At 58.2% G+C, this 16,297-nt stretch carries 11 protein-coding genes and 1 pseudogene; 6 read left to right on the forward strand and 6 right to left on the reverse strand.

Translation table 11 applies throughout. The features are described 5' to 3' along the window. The first annotated feature begins 14 nt into the window (after positions 1-14). The 3 genes from J3489_RS12860 to J3489_RS12870 all read left to right on the forward strand — a co-directional run bounded on the left by J3489_RS12860 (position 15) and on the right by J3489_RS12870 (position 4,192). A complete protein-coding gene (locus J3489_RS12860) occupies positions 15-290 on the forward strand; it encodes a hypothetical protein (protein ID WP_206998482.1) in 276 nt (91 codons plus the stop codon). A 953-nt stretch (positions 291-1,243) separates the two neighbouring features. Continuing rightward, positions 1,244-2,608 carry a helix-turn-helix transcriptional regulator gene (locus J3489_RS38565; RefSeq protein WP_206998484.1) on the forward strand — a complete coding sequence of 455 codons (1,365 nt, stop codon included), beginning with the start codon at positions 1,244-1,246 and terminating at the stop codon, positions 2,606-2,608. A 120-nt stretch (positions 2,609-2,728) separates the two neighbouring features. Continuing rightward, on the forward strand, positions 2,729-4,192 hold the full coding sequence (locus tag J3489_RS12870; protein ID WP_206998486.1) for a helix-turn-helix transcriptional regulator: 1,464 nt from the start codon (positions 2,729-2,731) through the stop codon (positions 4,190-4,192). Positions 4,193-4,340: 148 nt separating this feature from the next. Here J3489_RS12870 and J3489_RS12875 read toward each other — a convergent pair whose 3' ends face one another. Then, the gene (locus J3489_RS12875; protein ID WP_206998488.1) at positions 4,341-4,703 is read right to left on the reverse strand and encodes a DUF6685 family protein; all 363 of its coding nucleotides are present in this window, start codon (positions 4,701-4,703) and stop codon (positions 4,341-4,343) included. Positions 4,704-4,999: 296 nt separating this feature from the next. Here J3489_RS12875 and epsC point away from each other — a divergent pair, with 296 nt between their 5' ends. After that, a complete protein-coding gene (epsC, locus tag J3489_RS12880; RefSeq protein ID WP_206998527.1) occupies positions 5,000-5,941 on the forward strand; it encodes a serine O-acetyltransferase EpsC in 942 nt (313 codons plus the stop codon). A 362-nt stretch (positions 5,942-6,303) separates the two neighbouring features. On the opposite strand, the gene J3489_RS38480 is transcribed toward epsC, so the two are convergent. Both J3489_RS38480 and J3489_RS12890 read right to left on the reverse strand, forming a co-directional pair. Further along, positions 6,304-7,935: a methyl-accepting chemotaxis protein gene (locus J3489_RS38480; RefSeq protein ID WP_206998490.1), complete on the reverse strand. Its 1,632-nt coding sequence runs from the start codon at positions 7,933-7,935 to the stop codon at positions 6,304-6,306. Positions 7,936-8,310: 375 nt separating this feature from the next. Further along, positions 8,311-9,774 carry a helix-turn-helix transcriptional regulator gene (locus J3489_RS12890; protein ID WP_206998492.1) on the reverse strand — a complete coding sequence of 488 codons (1,464 nt, stop codon included), beginning with the start codon at positions 9,772-9,774 and terminating at the stop codon, positions 8,311-8,313. Between the two features lie 268 nt (positions 9,775-10,042). On the opposite strand from J3489_RS12890, the gene J3489_RS12895 reads away from it, so the two are divergent. Together J3489_RS12895 and J3489_RS12900 are read left to right on the forward strand one after the other, a co-directional pair. Beyond that, positions 10,043-10,222, forward strand: a complete 180-nt coding sequence (locus J3489_RS12895; RefSeq protein ID WP_206998493.1) for a hypothetical protein — start codon at positions 10,043-10,045, stop codon at positions 10,220-10,222. Positions 10,223-10,330: 108 nt separating this feature from the next. After that, positions 10,331-10,432 (forward strand): annotated as a pseudogene (locus J3489_RS12900) (IS6 family transposase); the annotation flags it as partial. Positions 10,433-10,592: 160 nt separating this feature from the next. Here J3489_RS12900 and J3489_RS12905 read toward each other — a convergent pair. The 3 genes from J3489_RS12905 to J3489_RS12915 form a co-directional block, all read right to left on the reverse strand. Further along, positions 10,593-12,206, reverse strand: coding sequence for an MBL fold metallo-hydrolase (locus tag J3489_RS12905; RefSeq protein ID WP_309491368.1), 1,614 nt, complete (start codon positions 12,204-12,206; stop codon positions 10,593-10,595). 88 nt (positions 12,207-12,294) lie between these two features. Next, entirely contained in the window at positions 12,295-13,074 is a 780-nt protein-coding gene (locus J3489_RS12910; RefSeq protein ID WP_206998497.1) for a thioesterase II family protein, read from the reverse strand. A gap of 4 nt (positions 13,075-13,078) precedes the next feature. Further along, positions 13,079-16,297, reverse strand: coding sequence for a non-ribosomal peptide synthetase (locus J3489_RS12915; RefSeq protein WP_242539973.1), 3,219 nt, complete (start codon positions 16,295-16,297; stop codon positions 13,079-13,081).

Consider the following 16,297-nt stretch of genomic DNA (forward strand, 5'->3'; position numbering starts at 1 on the left):
AAGTTTATGAGGCCATGGACCGCCTGACTCCCATCGGACTTTCCGTGCCCGCAGCGGAGCTGGGACGCGCGACCAAGGCCGCTGAAAAACGCGACCTGGCCCTATCCTCGGCCAGCCGTTATCTGATCCCCTCGCCCGCCTCCTTCGTGATGAAGCATATCGGCCCGCCGTTACTTGAATGTTGGCGAGCTTTCCGAATGCGCGCGTCGAAGCCGATGTGTACGTTCAAAACACAAATCCGCGAGATGTCGCCGTCCGGATACGCGAATACGAGGACGACCCCAACGTAACGATCAGGCATCCGGCGCAACGAAAGCACGTCGTCTACGACGCGAACGTCAGCGCACGTCTTGTGGCTGTACCGGACGCACGGGACTTGCCTCGGCCAACCATCAATGTGGTTTACGCGAATCGAAAGGTTCGTTGCTGCATAGGTGAGAACCTTCATTGACCTTCCGATAAAGCATTTCGTGGCAATGGGTTTTGAGCAGAATTGGAAGCAGCGACATGACACGAACCGGGCCGACTGCCTTGCCTCACCTTTCAGTATCGTCAGCGCCCTCGTGCGTACAGGGCAAATCGTGTTTCACTGCACTGGAGATGTAGATGACCAGCGCTCCCAACCACCGCCCACACTTTCGCATTCGTTATCGCCTTTTCGCATTCACTACGTCATACGCGAACGACAACCCCATCATGGCGACGTGCTGCGACGCGCGGCGCGAAATGACGGAGGGGAAAGTTGAAGTGATCGCACGAAAAAAGTCGACCCGGAAACACTCTCGCAACCTGCAATCGACGTTCCGCATCCCCTCGGGCGCACACGCGACCCAGGACGATCCACTCGCCAAAGCCACCAAGCGTATAAGGATCCGCTCGGAAGACGCGAAAGTTAGACAGGCGCGTCTCCCATGGCAAATCTTGTGAGCGTGCTTGCCTTTGGAACTGAGCACCCTACGCGATCTGTGCACACGCACAGATCGTCTGATCTCGGCACGCCTTGATGGAGCTTCCTCTGAATTTTACTTTCCTCTAAGCCACACCTTTCAATTCGGCTGCTGCATCGCGAGCCACCGGACGTGACAGTGCACTTGACGGACCTCGATTTGAAAGTCGATGGACATCAGAATTACTTAAACGTAGGGCGGTATTCATGTTCTCCATTTTCTACTTTCCACTCGTTGCTTCACTAGCCTCCTCATCGTTATCGAGTGAGCTCTGGGAAATTCTAAGGAAAGGACACGTGTCCTCAGCGGCGTCTCACGTAAGCCGAATCGCCGAGAGCGAGGAAGACGGACTGCACGCAGCGTCCTGGTGGCAGCTCCAGGCGGATCTCCAGATCGCACTGGGCCGTCACGCGGACGCGGAGGACTCTTACCGGAAGTCACAAAAGATGATCCGGACCGGAAACCGCGACGTGCATGTGGCGTCAGCCAGAAACGCCGGTTGGCAAGCTTTCTTCCGCTACCGCTTCGCGACGGCGATGGCATGCTTTACGCGTTTGACGGACGAACACGGCATCGACCCGCGGCGCCGTCTCGAAGGGATGTTTGGTGTCGTATGTGTGCAATTCCAACTCGGCAATTTGCGCGCGTGCGAAGACTCCCTTCAGACACTACTCGGCGCGTTCGAAAATTCGACTACAGAGATTGACTCCACGGCTGACTGGTTCGAGATCGTTCACACACTAAACGCCGATATCGCCGCAAATCGGGCATTGCGCTCCATGCCTCAGCTGTCAGACCATGTTTTTTGGAGATCTGAAATCTCCAAGGAGCTGGGGCCGTCGAATCAAATTGGCACGGGCGTTGGAGCGCGACTTGCCTCTTTGCTGACGTCAGTCGAATCCCCAATCCTGAGTTCGCGCCTCCGCTACCTGGCTGCGCAACATGAACTTTCCAAGGGCAGACTCGAGGCGACGGACGATCTCACAGCGCACTTGCACTGGGCGGCGGACAGAGGGCTCGTTCCCTATCAAAAGTTTGCACGCGAGGAAATAGCGCTCGCGAGCATCGCCGGCGGGGCACCGCACATTGCCAAAATGGTGCTATCTGCGCTTTCGGCGGAGAACCGCCACGCTCCCGATCATAGTCAACTTGATTATTTGTATTGCCTTGCGAAGACTCGCCAAGCGGAGGGCAGAAACTACGACGCGATGCTGCTTTACAGCCGCTACGCGTTATCGGCTATGCAATGCCTTCGCGAATCATCGAGGGCCCTCACACATCCTTCTCGTACCAATCGGCGCAGCGAAGTATTCGATGATGTAGCAGCGAGGTTACCTGCCAAGTATCGGCGAGCGTATCGCTACATCCTCGAAAATCTCGATCGAAGCGATTTATCTGTCAAGGAAATTGCGATAGAGATCGGTGTGACGATTCGGACATTGCAGAACGTATTCAAGAGTTGCCTTGGCGCAACGCCAAGGGATGTCATTCGGCAACGTCGGATGGAACGCATTCGCGCAGAACTTCAAGCGGAGGAAAGACATTCAGAGCAGGGGGTGCAGCAAGTCGCAAGTAAATGGGGGGTGCGTCACCGGTCTTCCTTAGCGACAGGCTACAAAACTCAGTATAACGAAGTCCCCTCGCAGACGCTCAAACGGTAATTAGGGGAGTTTTTTCCGTCGATGTGATTGCCGACGAATATCGCGCGGCGCGGTCATCGTGAAGCGTGTCAATTATCGCTTTTCCGATCGATCTCGAGGTACGTCATCATTGGAGTACTTATGTTATCAGCATTTTATTTCCCCTTGATTTCTTCGCTTACTTCCCATCCGTCGACGCGAACGGTATGGCGATTGCTGAGTGACGCTGAGCATATGTCTGCGGCCTCGTTTGTCGATCGACAGGTGGATTGCCTGGAAGAAGAAATAAGTTCGGCACATTGGATTAAATTGCAGGCCGACTTTCAATTGCTGGCCGGACTGGAAATGGAAGCGGAGAAGTCATATCGTCGATCCCAGAAAATGATGTTCGAGAGTAAGGACGCGATACTGCAGATGTCACTGAGGAATACTGGGTGGCAAGCCTTATTTCAACGGCGACTCAATGTGGCAATGGATTGCTTTCGCCGACTCTTCGACGAGCCGACCGTTTCTCCGTTACGTCGAGCCGAAGCCTCTCTCGGTACGGTATGTACGCTTTTTGAACTGGCTCATTTTAACGAAGCAATTAATCTATTAGAGGAATTCGAGGCCGCGCTTGATTTTTCGGAACTAGAGGCGGATGAGCCGGACGATTGGAGAAACCTGCTTCAAACCCTGGCCGTCGACTTGATGGTCCAGCGTGAGTTGCGCTCGGCCTCGAGCTTTTCCGATCATGTATATTGGCGCTCGGGTCTTTCGGCCTGGCGCGGCCCGATTGCTTCAGAGGTTGCTCCTGTTGCCGGTCGTCTTCAGACTGCCGTCTCGAGCTTGTCCCCGGGAATCTTTCGCAAGCGATGCGCGTTTCTTACGGGGTTGGTGAGCCTTGCTGATGGCCAGCGGAACGTCGTTCAGAATCTGCTGACTCACTCGAAGTGGGCTTCCGGCAGTGGATCCATGCTGTATGAGCGTGCGACATACCATGAAATCGCGCTCGCGAGCCTGGCAGGGGGAGCCCCACAATTGGCAGAGGCTGCACTTGGACAACTGCCGGCGACATTCCGCGCCGCACCGGACACTTGCCAAATTGAATATTTATATTGCATGGCGAAAATATATGAGTCGACGGGCCGCAGCGACAACTCGCTGCAATGCTACAGACGCTATGCACTATCGGCGATGCATTGCCTGCGTGATATGTCGAGAATTTCCAAATTGGCTTATCGAAATCGCAAATGCAAGCCGAGCGGGACACTCGATGACGTCGCCGCAAGACTCCCTGCCAAATATCGACGAGCCTATCGATACCTTATACACCATTTAGGGCGCAGCGATTTGTCCGTCCATGAAATTGCGCGGGAGATTGGAGTTACCGCCCGGGCGTTGCAGATCGTTTTCAAAAGCCGACTCGGCGCCACACCAACGGAAATCATTCGACAGCAACGCCTTACGCGAATAAATGAGGAGTTACGGGAAAGCGATGCGCTGCCGGAGCGTAAGATTCTTGATGTCGCTCAAAAATGGGGAGTAGAAAAGCGTTCCACGCTTTCCGTCGGATATCGCCGTCAATTTAACGAGACACCCTCGGAAACGATAGAAAACCATTAAGCTAGGCGCGCCAGGGTGAGCGCCCCGATGAATCGTTTGTGGGCGTCAACCCTACTCTGCCTTTGCCCAAATAGTCGGACCTGAACAATCCGAGGGGCCGTGCTGCGCAAGGCTTTGCGGCTTGATTGGTGTTGTGAGTGGAGAACCCTTATTTCTCCGCAAGCTTCTCTTCAGTGCACGGCTCGATCAGGGGGCGGCGATTGATGGTCACCAGCGCGTCGGTACTGGAAAAGTCGGACAACTCGGATTGCGAGGCTGCAAAGCCGGCTATGTCGCTGATGTCGCAGGTCCATCCCACGGTCGTTTCCTCTTCGACGATACTGCGCAACTTTTCGTCTACGAAGTAATGCGTGTCTACGGGCGTCCACCATTGAACGACCCCTCGGCCGCACGACCATGCACCACACCAACGGTCCCATCCAACCATGTCGTCGACGTTGATGGTTCGGCTGGGCCTGGCTAGATCAACCCGAAGCCCTTCGACCTCATTTGCCCAGCGGATTAATGCCACGGGTCTGCCAAGCGCTCGAAGTCGCGTCGCTGACGCCGGGTCTTGGGACGCAGCGTGCTGCGCGGAAACGCTTCGCCTTCACTAGCGGGGTTTCGCTTCGACGCCGTACCACGGTTGTACTTGTTGGAGTATTGTGGCCGTGCGACTGCATGGCCTCAAGCGTCGCCTTCAGGGCAAGAACAGGAAACGTCCATTTTGCCAAAGGATGCAAATGGCGTTGGCCTCCGCAACAGTCGGATTTCCCGTTCATATCGCCGCATTTACTCGAATTGAATTTAATTGAAACGGTGTTATCGGTGTCAATGTTCGGGACTGACGGTATTGTCGAATCTCTTAGAACCGTGCGCCAAACGTGGCGCGACCGACACGGGAGCTCCATACGCTCTGAGGTCCGAGGCGTACCGGCCTGGGAAACGGTAGCGGATATCGTCGAAAAGCTTCGGGGCGCGCTTTTCCCAATGCTGCTCGGTCCTGCGGACCTGTGCGACGAGCGTGAGGACTTGTATGTCGGGCACGCACTGCAATGTGCACTTCAATCCTTGCGCGATCAGGTGCGACTGGAATACAAGTATTGGGCACGCGACCGCGGACTCGAACTTGAGGACGTCGATCAGCGGGCCGTCTCGGCCGTACGCGAATTTGCTGCACGATTGCCGGACATCCGCAAGTTCCTTGACAGGGATATCTTGGCGGCATTTCATGGCGACCCCGCCGCAAGAAGCGTGGACGAGGTATTACTCTGCTATCCCGGCATCCGCGCGATGATTCATCATCGTATGGCTCATGAGTGGCACCGTCTTGAGCTGCCCCTGATTGCGCGAATCACCGCCGAGCTAGCGCACGCACAGACCGGAATCGACATTCATCCTGGAGCGCGCATCGGCGCAGGATTCTTTATCGACCACGGCACCGGCGTCGTCATCGGCGAGACGACTGTGATCGGCGACGGCGTGCGCATTTATCAGGGCGTGACGCTTGGGGCAAAGCAGTTTCCTCGCGATGCATCGGGCGCTCTGAAAAAAGGGCTGCCACGTCACCCGATCGTCGAGGACGATGTCGTCATTTATGCGGGTTCGACCGTGCTCGGGCGTGTAACGGTCGGAAGAGGCTCCGTGATCGCAGGCAACGTATGGCTCATGCATGACGTGCCCCCCGGAAGCCACATAAGACAAGCGCACACGCTAAATGGCGAACCTCAAATGCACGCGATCGAGGAGTCCGTTCCGATGCGAGAGTAGGACGGCGCCTCCTTGCGCGACAGCCTCACGGTTCGCGCACAGGATAGCTTTGCGCTCACATCACTTGACGCCAGCGTTAAGATAATTGCGCGCATCGTTCGGCTGACTACGCTCAAGAAACTTATAAAGCGAAATCATTTGCTGATACGACAGCATAGGCGCACTGCTCGCCCTTTGTGAGCACGCCAATACGTCACCTTTGGAAAGGCCGATCATCTGCGACTTCGCGGCCTCAGCTGTCTGAGCGCGCTCGAAAACGCACCCCGGCGTCAGCAACGTGACGCATCCTGCCCGTGAAGGGCGGTGTCAGGCGCATCCATTTGCGTGCTCCTACGGAGAAAACGGGTGTCCGGATTCCCGTTTTACTGCAGGAATGCGGCGTGTTTCGCGGTCGACTTCGCTGCTTGGTGCGACGCGCCCGAAGCATGACGGCGCTGCGCCGGCAATGCCTTCGTCATCAGCGCATGGGCCGGGTGCGTCACTGCACCCTCGATTACCCGGAACACCGACACCGCTTCCTGCAACCACTGCGCCTGCTGATTCATCGACTGCGCCGCAGCCGATGCCTGTTCGACCAGCGCCGCGTTCTGTTGCGTGACGTCGTCCAACTGACTCACCGCGCGGTTGACCTGGTCGATCCCCGCGCTTTGCTCTTCCGACGCAGCCGAGATTTCCTTCACGATGCCCGTGACGCGCGTCACCGCTTCCACGACTTCGCCGATCGTGCTGCCCGCGTCGGCAACCAGTTGCGAGCCGATGTCCACGCGCGACACCGACTCGTCGATCAGCGCCTTGATTTCCTTCGCCGCGGTGCCACTGCGTTGCGCGAGCGAGCGCACCTCGGCTGCGACCACCGCGAACCCTCGCCCCTGTTCGCCTGCGCGCGCGGCTTCGACCGCCGCATTGAGCGCGAGAATGTTGGTCTGGAACGCAATCCCTTCGATCACGCTGATAATTTCCGCGACCTTGGACGAGCTTTCAGAAATTCCCTGCATCGTCTCGACCACCTGACTGACCTCCGCGCCGCCGCGCTGAGCGATGCCCGACGCGCGCTCGGCCAGCGACGCGGCTTGCCGCGCGTTTTCCGCGTTCTGGCGCACCGTTCCGGCCAGCTGTTCCATGCTCGACGCGGTTTCCTCAAGCGAGGCCGCCTGTTCCTCGGTGCGCTGTGACAGATCACTGTTTCCCGCCGCGATCTCGTGCGTGCCGGTGCTGATCGCTTCCGCCGAATGCTTGATGCGGTGGATGATCGTGGTCAGATGCTGCTTCATGTCGCGCATCGCGGACAGCAGGTTTTCCTCATTGCCTGCCGGCGTTTCGACTGTGATGGTCAGGTCACCGCGCGCGATCTGCTTGCACAGATGCGCGGCATAGTCGGGCTCACCGCCGAGCGCCCGCTGAATCGAGCGAGACAGCACGATGACCCAGCCCAGCACAATCACAAGCACGGCAACCAGAATCGCGATCACGGTGAAAACCGAGCGCTGACTAGCGCTTTCGGCCCGTTCGTTGCTCTGCTCGCTGAGCGTGCTGACATCGTTGATCAGCGACTGTAGTGAAGCCTGCAGCGGCTGGAATTGCGAGTGATACAGCGCCGTCACCTGGTCGTTGGCGGCCTTCGGATCGGTTGCGGACAGCCTGATGATTTGCTGCGATTGTTGCTCGTATGCCTCCCATCCGGTGACCACCTGGTTGAAGTGATCACGGTGTGCCTGACTCGCGAAAATCGGGCCGATGGTATTCCGCCATTTGCCGACGTTCTGCTCCGAATCCGCAAATACCTTTTGGGTGTCGGCTGAGGTCGGATCGAGCTCCAGCGTCGCCAGGAGGCTGGCCTTAATTTCGGTCAGGCCTCGCAGCTCGACGTCACGTCTTTGTACGTCGTGCTCTGCGTGGCTGACTACGCTGAATCCCAGAAACGTCGTGATGATCCCGCCGGAGATCGCGATAAACGTTACGACCATTAATGCCCGAAGCTTCTGTTTGACTGTCATTATTAACCCCTTGTTGCGTGTTTGGTCTGCGCCCCGTCGTCTACTGAGCCTTGAGCCCGGCCCGGCCCTCAAGGGACTGAGGGAGTGATGCGCGACTCCTCAGACAATATGGTCCGTTCAGAAAACTAACAGAACCTCACCCGGTTGTCACCGGCATTCGTGCCGCTTACCATGTTTTGTAAATGCGTTGCATTCGTCGCTCAATCCACCGATGTCAGTGTCCGCAATGCAGCGCAGACCCAAGCTCATCACTGCGTTTTGGAAACAGGTTGAGTTGCCGAACTGATGTCATTTAATTACGTAGAGCTCAGTAATACGGCCCAATGGTTTTCCATCAATTCTTCGCAAAAACCCCGTCATCATGTGCATGGAGGATCAACGGCCTGAGCGTTTGAGCGTTTCCGAAGGAACCTCGTTGTATTGGTTTTTATAGTCCATCGCCAGGGAGGACCGGTGCCGCACTCCCCATCTGCTTGCGGCTTGTTGCACCCCTTCCTCCGAATGCTTTTCCTCGCCTTGGAGTTCCGCACGAATGCGTTCCATCCGACGCTGCCGAATCACATCCCTTGGCGTTGCACCAAGGCAACTCTTGAATACGTTCTGCAACGCTCGAATAGTCACGCCGATCTCTATTGCAATTTCTTTGACAGACAAATCGCTTCGCTCGAGATTTTCAAGTATGTAGCGATATGCTCGCCGATATTTTGCAGGCAATCTCGCTGCTACGTCGTCAAGCACTTCCTCTCGCTGACCGGTACGGTAAAGATATGAGACGGCCCTCGATGACTCGCGAAGGCATTGCATAGCCGATAACGCGTAGCGGCTGTAAAGCAGCATCGCGTCGTAGTGTCTGCCCTCCGCTTGGCGAGTCTTCGCAAGGCAATACAAATACTCGAGCTGACCATGGTCGGGTGCATGGCGATTCTCCGCCGAAAGCGCAGACAGCACGATTTCGGCGATGTGCGGCGCTCCGCCAGCAATGCTCGCGAGTGCTATTTCCTCGCGCGCAAACTTCTGATAGGGAACCAATCCGTTGACCGTCGCCCAACGCAGGTGTGCCGTCAGGTCGTTCATCGCCTTGTGCTCGCCACCGGCAAGTTTGTGTAGTGCAGTCAAGTAGTGGATACGCGAACGCAGAATGGGGGATTTGACTGTCGCCAGCAAAGCGGTCAATAGCCTTCCGTCACCCACGTCGGTTCCGTTCGACAGTCCTAGCTCTCTCGAGATTTCAGACCTCCAGTAGACGTGGTCTGACAACTGCGGCCTAGAGCGCAATGCCCGCTGCACAGCAATATCCGCTTGCAGCGTGTGAACGATCTCGAACCAGTCGTCCGTAGATTCAATCTCAGCAATCGACGTTTCTAGCGTGGAGAGCATCATCTGAAGCGCATGTTCGGAAGCACGCAAGTTTCCGAGTTGAAACTGCACACACATGACGCCAAACATCGCTTCCAGACGACGCCGAGGGTCGATGCCATGCTCGTCCGTCAACCGGGAAAAGCATGCCATCGCCGTCGCGAAACGATAGCGGAAGAAGGCTTGCCAACCGGTGTTTCGCGTTGACGCCACGTGCACGTCGTGTTTTCCGGTTCGGATCATCTTTTGCGACGTACGATAGGATTCCTCTGCGTTTGCATGACAACCCAGTGCAACCTGGAGATCGGCCCGGAGCTGCCACCAGGACGCTGCGTGCAGTTCGTCGTCGAGGCTCTCGGCGATTCGGCTCATCTGATATGCAAATGAGGAAACATGTCCCTCCCTCAGAATATCCCAGAGCCCATTCGGTAACGACGGCAAGGCTAGTGCAGAAGCAAGTGGAAAGTAGATGATAGAGAACATGCGTACCGCCTTACCTTTCTGTCACGCTTGTGTCGATTTACGTTAAAGCAGCATCTGCTATAGGTATTGTCACGTTTGGTGGTTCGTCGGGCTTTGATCTCATGGAGGCGTGGTTTAAAAAGCGGTATTGAGGAGGATCGGTTATACGCTTCAAGATCACGCTGAGGATGCGCAGAACAGTTCGCGCGCTCTCCGTCCGGAGGCCTAAATTTACGCTAGGTAGCTTTCGCTGTTACATGGCCCAGGCCGAGGTGTTAGGGGCGGACTCATGTTGGGAACTGCCGACACCGCAATTGAAATGTCTCGAGCTTGCAATTCAACAACCCTCATTTGCTTTTTACGTTTTTTACGCGGTGCAATTGCAGCGTCTCGCTATGGTGGGAGTGTCGGCCGCGAGGAAATTATTAAACGCGAAAAGGCGATAACGAAAGCGAAGAATGATGGTTGATAGGCGAACCGCGCCGCCACTACAAGGCGGCACTCGATGCGATCCCTATCGGACATCGAGCAGTACCGGTTTGCAGTGCCAAGAAATGTTTGTCTTTGGCTTGCTGTAGAGGCGGATCATTCGAGTGTGCATCGCCGGGTGATCAAACTCGTGCCGCTGTTCGAAAAAGCGTTTCGCAAACGCAAACGCCCGGTTAGCAAGCATTTCCGCTGCGCGCGCATCATCCTGTCCCGGATCGAGATTGACGTTAGCTCCGGCGCCGCTGGCCGGCATCCAGCATTGACGGAAGATTCGGCACAACGGCAAAGCCGATATGCGCGAAAGCCGCCCCCGCCAAAGCGATATTACGGTCGCATGGTGTTGAGAGTGCTCACAGGAATATTTCCTTCTTCCCGTACAGGCGTTCCGATTCGATTCCGACATCCCGGCAGGCAGCCACGAAGCGGTTCGATTCGATGATAGGCGACGACTCCTCGGTATACAAAACTGTAGTTAGGAAACCCAACCACGGTTCTTGTCCCATGGCATATACGTACGCCTTCTTGCAGCGAAAAACAGTCGTGATATCAAACGCCTCCTTGCTGTTGCTGCCGCTGAGACGCCGTGTCTGGTCCATTTTCCGGGGTAAAGACTGGCGAAGCAGCGGTCCGTATAGCCACGATACCGGCGCCCCATCACACTCCATGCCGATGAAAGCGATGTCCACATCACCCAGTTGAGCGTGCAGCAGACGATAAAGCTCCGTGTCCAAATTCTTCGAGTCAGCGAGAAACAAGGCCGAGCGCCCAGCCACCCGCACGTGATAACCCAGCTTGGCAGAAATTCCAAGGTCGCCATGCTCACCAAAGAACGGCAGCCCGGTGATGCAATGACTCCCGGAGCCGATCGATTCCAACTCATCGAGCTCAACCACTTTTGCGAAACCGACCGCACCTAGCAGGCGCTTTGTCGACGGATTGAGCAGCGTACCGCCGGACGCTCGTGGAACAACGATCGTTCCGATACGTTGGCGCAACTGCAGGAGAAATTCCAGGCAGGTGTGGTCCTGATGGTCGTGCGTAAGCAGCACATAGTCGATGTGCTGCGGCAGATCATCGATAGTGAACCGATCACCCATCCCAACACCCTCGTACCGATAGCTCATCGTGGGATCGATCAAGATAGACACGTCAGCTGTCTGAATCAGCACGCACGCGTGACCGAAGTAACGAATACGCACCCCGGTGCCCTGCATTTCCGTGGCGTCTCCAACTGGCGGCGTCTCGGTGAACAGTTCTAGAAAGCGTGACCTTTTCGCTCCCTGCAGACTAAAGTCGGCGGCAAGATCCTCGGCGATAACCGGTTCGGTGCGAGCGCCGAAAAGCCTGTCAATCAGTGTGGAACTGAACGGGACGTTAAGCCCGACATGCTGCTCCTCTTCTAGCCGGGGTGTCGAGAGAATGAACCCTCGGTTATCGGAAACCACCGTTGACAGCAGGAGACTCTGATGCCGTTCGTCGTAATGCCCGTACGGTCCGTACAAAAGCGACTCGACAAAGCGAAGGAAGGGGTGATTGTTATCGTCGTAAACGATTTCCACCCGCCCGCGCAACGGGGCGGGCAATTCCTTGTAGAGATTTTCGACCGAATAGCCGACCGCATTCGCGTCGATGAGACGATTCGCTTCTCGAATGGACCGACCGAGCTCGATGTACTTGCTGAGACCGGCATTGGTGTCGGCCAACAGCCGTTCGATGGCCGGCACGTAGGTTGGATCGAGGTCCATGAAGGGGCCACCGCGTAACGCCGGGTTTCTCGCCGCATCAGCGTGGAGCTCCGGTGAATCGATGAACGACTCCATTAAAGGAATCTGGGAGCTCACCACATGCTGCGAAGCCGTGTGCGGTGATATCAGGTGCGTCCATACGTACCAGCTATTGAATAGCGGCTCGCAGAGGACGTTAGATCTCAGGTACTTTCTCGGAAGAGCCATAAATGTCACCATTTTCGTTTGGACTGCCCCCAATCCCGAAGAATTAAGGGGGAGCCTGCGGTTGTCAAGGTAGTTGACGTGTCACTTCATGCAAACTGCTTCAGTTCGTCTGGCTCCGCTCGAGATTCTCGTTAAAAGCAAGCGACTTCAATTCGCCGACTACCGAATCGACAATGGCTCTTTCGTTTGAGTTGATGAAAAAGTGCCCTCCCGAAAACACCGTACTCGAAAACGAGCCCGTGGTCAGTAGGCGCCACGCGTCCACCTCTTGCTTCGGAGTGCGGTCGTCTTCACTTCCGTACAACACGGAGACAGGAACGCGCAGCAAATTGGGTCGCTGCAGGCGATATCTTTCGCACATCGCAAAGTCTGCCCTGAGCACGGGCATCATGTAATCCATCAGTTCCCGGTTTTCGAGCACCTCGACCGGCGTGCCGTCGAGCTCCCGCAAGCGGTCGATAAACGCGTCGTCCGGAAGGTCGCTCATGGGCGGCCGGTTCGGCGGCAGATAAGGCGCGCGGGCGCCGGATACGAACAGCATCTGCAGTTGCTTTCTTCCAAACGCCTCGAGCCTGCATGCGACTTCGTACGCGATGAGGGCTCCCATGCTATGTCCGAACAGCGCGAACGGATGATCGGTATATGGGTACAAAGCCGATGCCAGTTCGTCGGCGAGCGCCGGCAGGGAGCTGGGCGCCGGCTCATTGCGAAGCCGGCCGCGGCCGGGCAGCTCGATCGCACACATGTGCAGCCAACCGGGCGCATGCTGCGACCAGTTGCGATAGATGATCGAGCTTCCGCCCGCGTACGGGAAACAAAACAGGCGCAGCGCATTCCGCGTATCAGCGTTTTGCGTCGACCAAACTAAACGTCCTTGCATGTGTTCACTTCGCGGAATGGTGCTTGTTGAGTTCAGAACGATTCGGATTCAGCATGCGCTCGTCCGACAGATCGGCCCGCATCTTTGTGGCGACGACTGGGCCGATATGCAACATGGCGTCGCGCTCGACCATTTCAGCGTGTCTTGTCGATATCACGTGCGCATCTAATTTTCCGGCCAGATAAGGCGTCCAGCGGTCCCCCGCGTTCGAGCTTTTGTTGTTGAGCCCAGCAACGAAAAGTGTCATTTCGCCGTGCAGGCTTGCCGAAGGTTTGAAATCCTTCGCGATGTCAAACATATGGATCCTCATATCGATATAGGTCGGCAGAAACTTTTCGACAGCAGACTGATCGTCATCGCCCAATAAGCCGCGCTTCTTGAGAAACTGGGCCACGGCCGGGTAGTCGAGATGCTCTCCAAGCGATTCGATTTCGCTGTCTTCGCAACCCATCGTCGAGAGGAAGTACTCGAGCTTTCCGCGCTGCTTGCGGTGGATCGCCGACGAGGATCCGGGATACGCGTCGAGGATTGCCACCAGTCCCACGGTTTCGCCGGCCGCTTCGACTTGCGCTGCGGTCTCGAATGCGACGATGCCTCCGAACGACCATCCGAGGATGAAGTAGGGGCCGATCGGCTGGATTTCACGCATCAAAGCCCAATTGACCTCCGCCATGTCGGACAAAGAAGCCGAGGCAGCTTCCGGATTCGTATAGTCCAGTGACGGCAGGGCATACACGGGATGGCCAGAAGGAACGTGCGCCAGCAGATCCGCGTAGCACCCGGTCATACCTGCGTTTGGCGGCACGCAGAAAAGGGGAGCCTGACGCCCCTCTTGTCGCAAAGCGACGAGCTTCGCGGCGTGCTCGTGCTCGTGCTCGGGCAACGTGTGTGTCGCCTTTTGCTGCTGGAGCAGTGCGGCCATTTGCGCGAGCGTCGGCGCCTCGAACAGCGCCAACAGCGGCAACTCGATCGACAGGTGCTTCCGCAGCTGACTGATCACGCGCGTCGCCAAGAGCGAATGCCCGCCCAGGTCGAAGAAGTTGTCCTCGCGACCCACGCGCTCCACGCCCAGCACCTGCTCCCAGATCTGCGCGATCAGCGTCTCCGTCTCCCCATGCGGCGCCTCGTCAGCACGGCTCTTCCACTCGGGTGCCGGCAGCGCCTGTCGGTCCAGCTTGCCGTTGGGCGTCAGCGGCAACGCCGCCAGCTCCACGATCGCCGCCGGCACCATGTACTCCGGCAACTCCCGGCCCAGCTCGTGGCGCAGCGCCTGCGGATCCAGCAACGTGCCTTCCTGACCCACCACGTAACCCACAAGGCGACGCTCGCCCGGCTGGTCCTCGCGCACCAGCACCACCGCCTGCGCGATGCCGGGCTGACGCGTGAGCGCCGTCTCGATCTCGCCCAGCTCGATGCGGAACCCCCGCAGCTTGACCTGATCGTCGGCCCGGCCCAGGAAATCCAGCACGCCTTCCGGGCGCCACTTCGCCACGTCCCCCGTGCGGTACATCCGGCTGCCCGGCGCGCCGAACGGGTTCGCCACGAAGCGCTCGGCCGTCAGCTCCGCCCGGCCCAGATAGCCGCGCGCGAGCCCCGCCCCCGCGATATACAGCTCGCCCGCCACACCCACCGGCACCGGCTCCAGCCGCTCGTCAAGCACATACACCTGCATGTTGCTGATCGGCCGCCCAATCGAAGCAGCGTGGTTCGACGCGTCGATTCGACCTGAGGTCGCGACAACCGATGTTTCCGTCAGACCGTAGTTGTTGACCAGGTCGAATGTGGTTGCGTTCGACGGTATATGTCTGAGTGTGTCCCCGCCGGTCAACAACGTCTGCAACCCGGCCGGAGCGGACCGGCTCGCAAGCGCGAGTTCCGCAATCGGTGTCGGTAGGAAGGTGATTGCGATGTCTTGCTTCGCCCACCACTCGACAAGTGCGTCTGCATTGCCTCGATGCTGCGACGGCAACAGGTGCAGGGAAGCACCGACACAAAGCGTTGGCCAGATTTCCCACGTGGCTGCGTCGAAGCCGAGTCCGGCCAGACTCGATGTCGCGTGCTCCGCGCGCAGATGGAAAGCATTAATGTGCCAGCGGATCAGATTGGCGAGGCCGATGTTCGGAACGATCACCCCCTTGGGCCGTCCGGTCGAACCCGAGGTGTAGATCACATAGGCCGGGTGCAGCGCGTTCAGGCCCACTTCCTCTCGCGTCAAGTTGTGCGCATCACGCGTGTGCAGCAACGCCTGCGTCATCGCCTCGTCCAGCCTCAGCAACGCCGTGCCCGCCGGCAGCACCTGCGCCGCCGACCCGTCGCTCACCACGCACACCGGCTGCGCATCCTCCAGCATGTACGCCAGCCGCTCGGCCGGGTAGCCCGGATCCAGCGGCACATACGCCCCGCCCGCCTTCAGGATCCCCAGCAGCCCCACCACCATCTCCAGCGAGCGCTCCACGCAGATCCCCACCAGCGTCTCCGCGCCCACCCCTCGCGCCCTCAGCTCCCGCGCCAGCCGGTTCGATCTCTCGTTAAGCTCGCCGTAGCTCAGCGACTCGCCCTCGTACACCACCGCCACCGCTTCCGGCGCCCTCTCCACCTGCGCCTCGAACAGCTCCACCAGCGTCTGCTCCGCTACCTCGTCCGCCGTCTCGTTCCAGCCCCTGAGCACCTGCTCGCGCTCCCGCGCCGACAGAATGTCGATGCCCCACACCGGCTGATCCGCATCGGCCACCACCGCCTCCAGCAGCCGCCCGTACTGCGCCGCAAACCGCTCCATGCTCGACGCCTCGAACAGGTCCATCGCGTACTCCAGGGTCCCTCTCAGACCCTGATCCGTCTCCGTCAGCAACAGCGTCAAGTCGAACTTCGCCGTGCTCCCCCCCGACCCCACCGGGCTCAACCGCAGCCCCGGCAACTCCAGTGCTGCACGCGGCGTGTTCTGCAGTACGAACATCGTCTGGAACACCGGCTGACGGCTCAGGTCACGCTCCGGCTGCAGCAGCTCCACCACCTGCTCGAACGGCAGGTCCTGATGCGCATACGCCCCCAGCGTGCGCTCCCGCACCTGCCCCAGCAGTGCCCGGAAGCTCTGCCTCACATCCAGCTGCGCACGCAGCGCCAGCGTGTTCACGAAGAACCCGATCAGCTCCTCCGTGCGCGCCTGCGTGCGGTTCGCGATCGGCGTGCCCACCACCACGTCGTGCTGCCCGCTCCAGCGCCCCAG

Origin of the sequence: Trinickia mobilis, assembly GCF_017315705.1 — a bacterium.
Lineage (GTDB): Bacteria > Pseudomonadota > Gammaproteobacteria > Burkholderiales > Burkholderiaceae > Trinickia_A > Trinickia_A mobilis.

Excerpts from the sequence above, each read along its gene's own strand:
- J3489_RS12860 (WP_206998482.1), top strand. The coding sequence starts at position 15 with ATGGACCGCCTGACTCCCATCGGACTTTCCGTGCCCGCAGCGGAGCTG.
- J3489_RS12870 (WP_206998486.1), top strand. The coding sequence starts at position 2,729 with ATGTTATCAGCATTTTATTTCCCCTTGATTTCTTCGCTTACTTCCCAT.
- J3489_RS38480 (WP_206998490.1), bottom strand. The coding sequence starts at position 7,935 with ATGACAGTCAAACAGAAGCTTCGGGCATTAATGGTCGTAACGTTTATC.
- J3489_RS12890 (WP_206998492.1), bottom strand. The coding sequence starts at position 9,774 with ATGTTCTCTATCATCTACTTTCCACTTGCTTCTGCACTAGCCTTGCCG.
- J3489_RS12895 (WP_206998493.1), top strand. The coding sequence starts at position 10,043 with ATGTTGGGAACTGCCGACACCGCAATTGAAATGTCTCGAGCTTGCAAT.
- J3489_RS12905 (WP_309491368.1), bottom strand. The coding sequence starts at position 12,206 with ATGGTGACATTTATGGCTCTTCCGAGAAAGTACCTGAGATCTAACGTC.
- J3489_RS12910 (WP_206998497.1), bottom strand. The coding sequence starts at position 13,074 with ATGCAAGGACGTTTAGTTTGGTCGACGCAAAACGCTGATACGCGGAAT.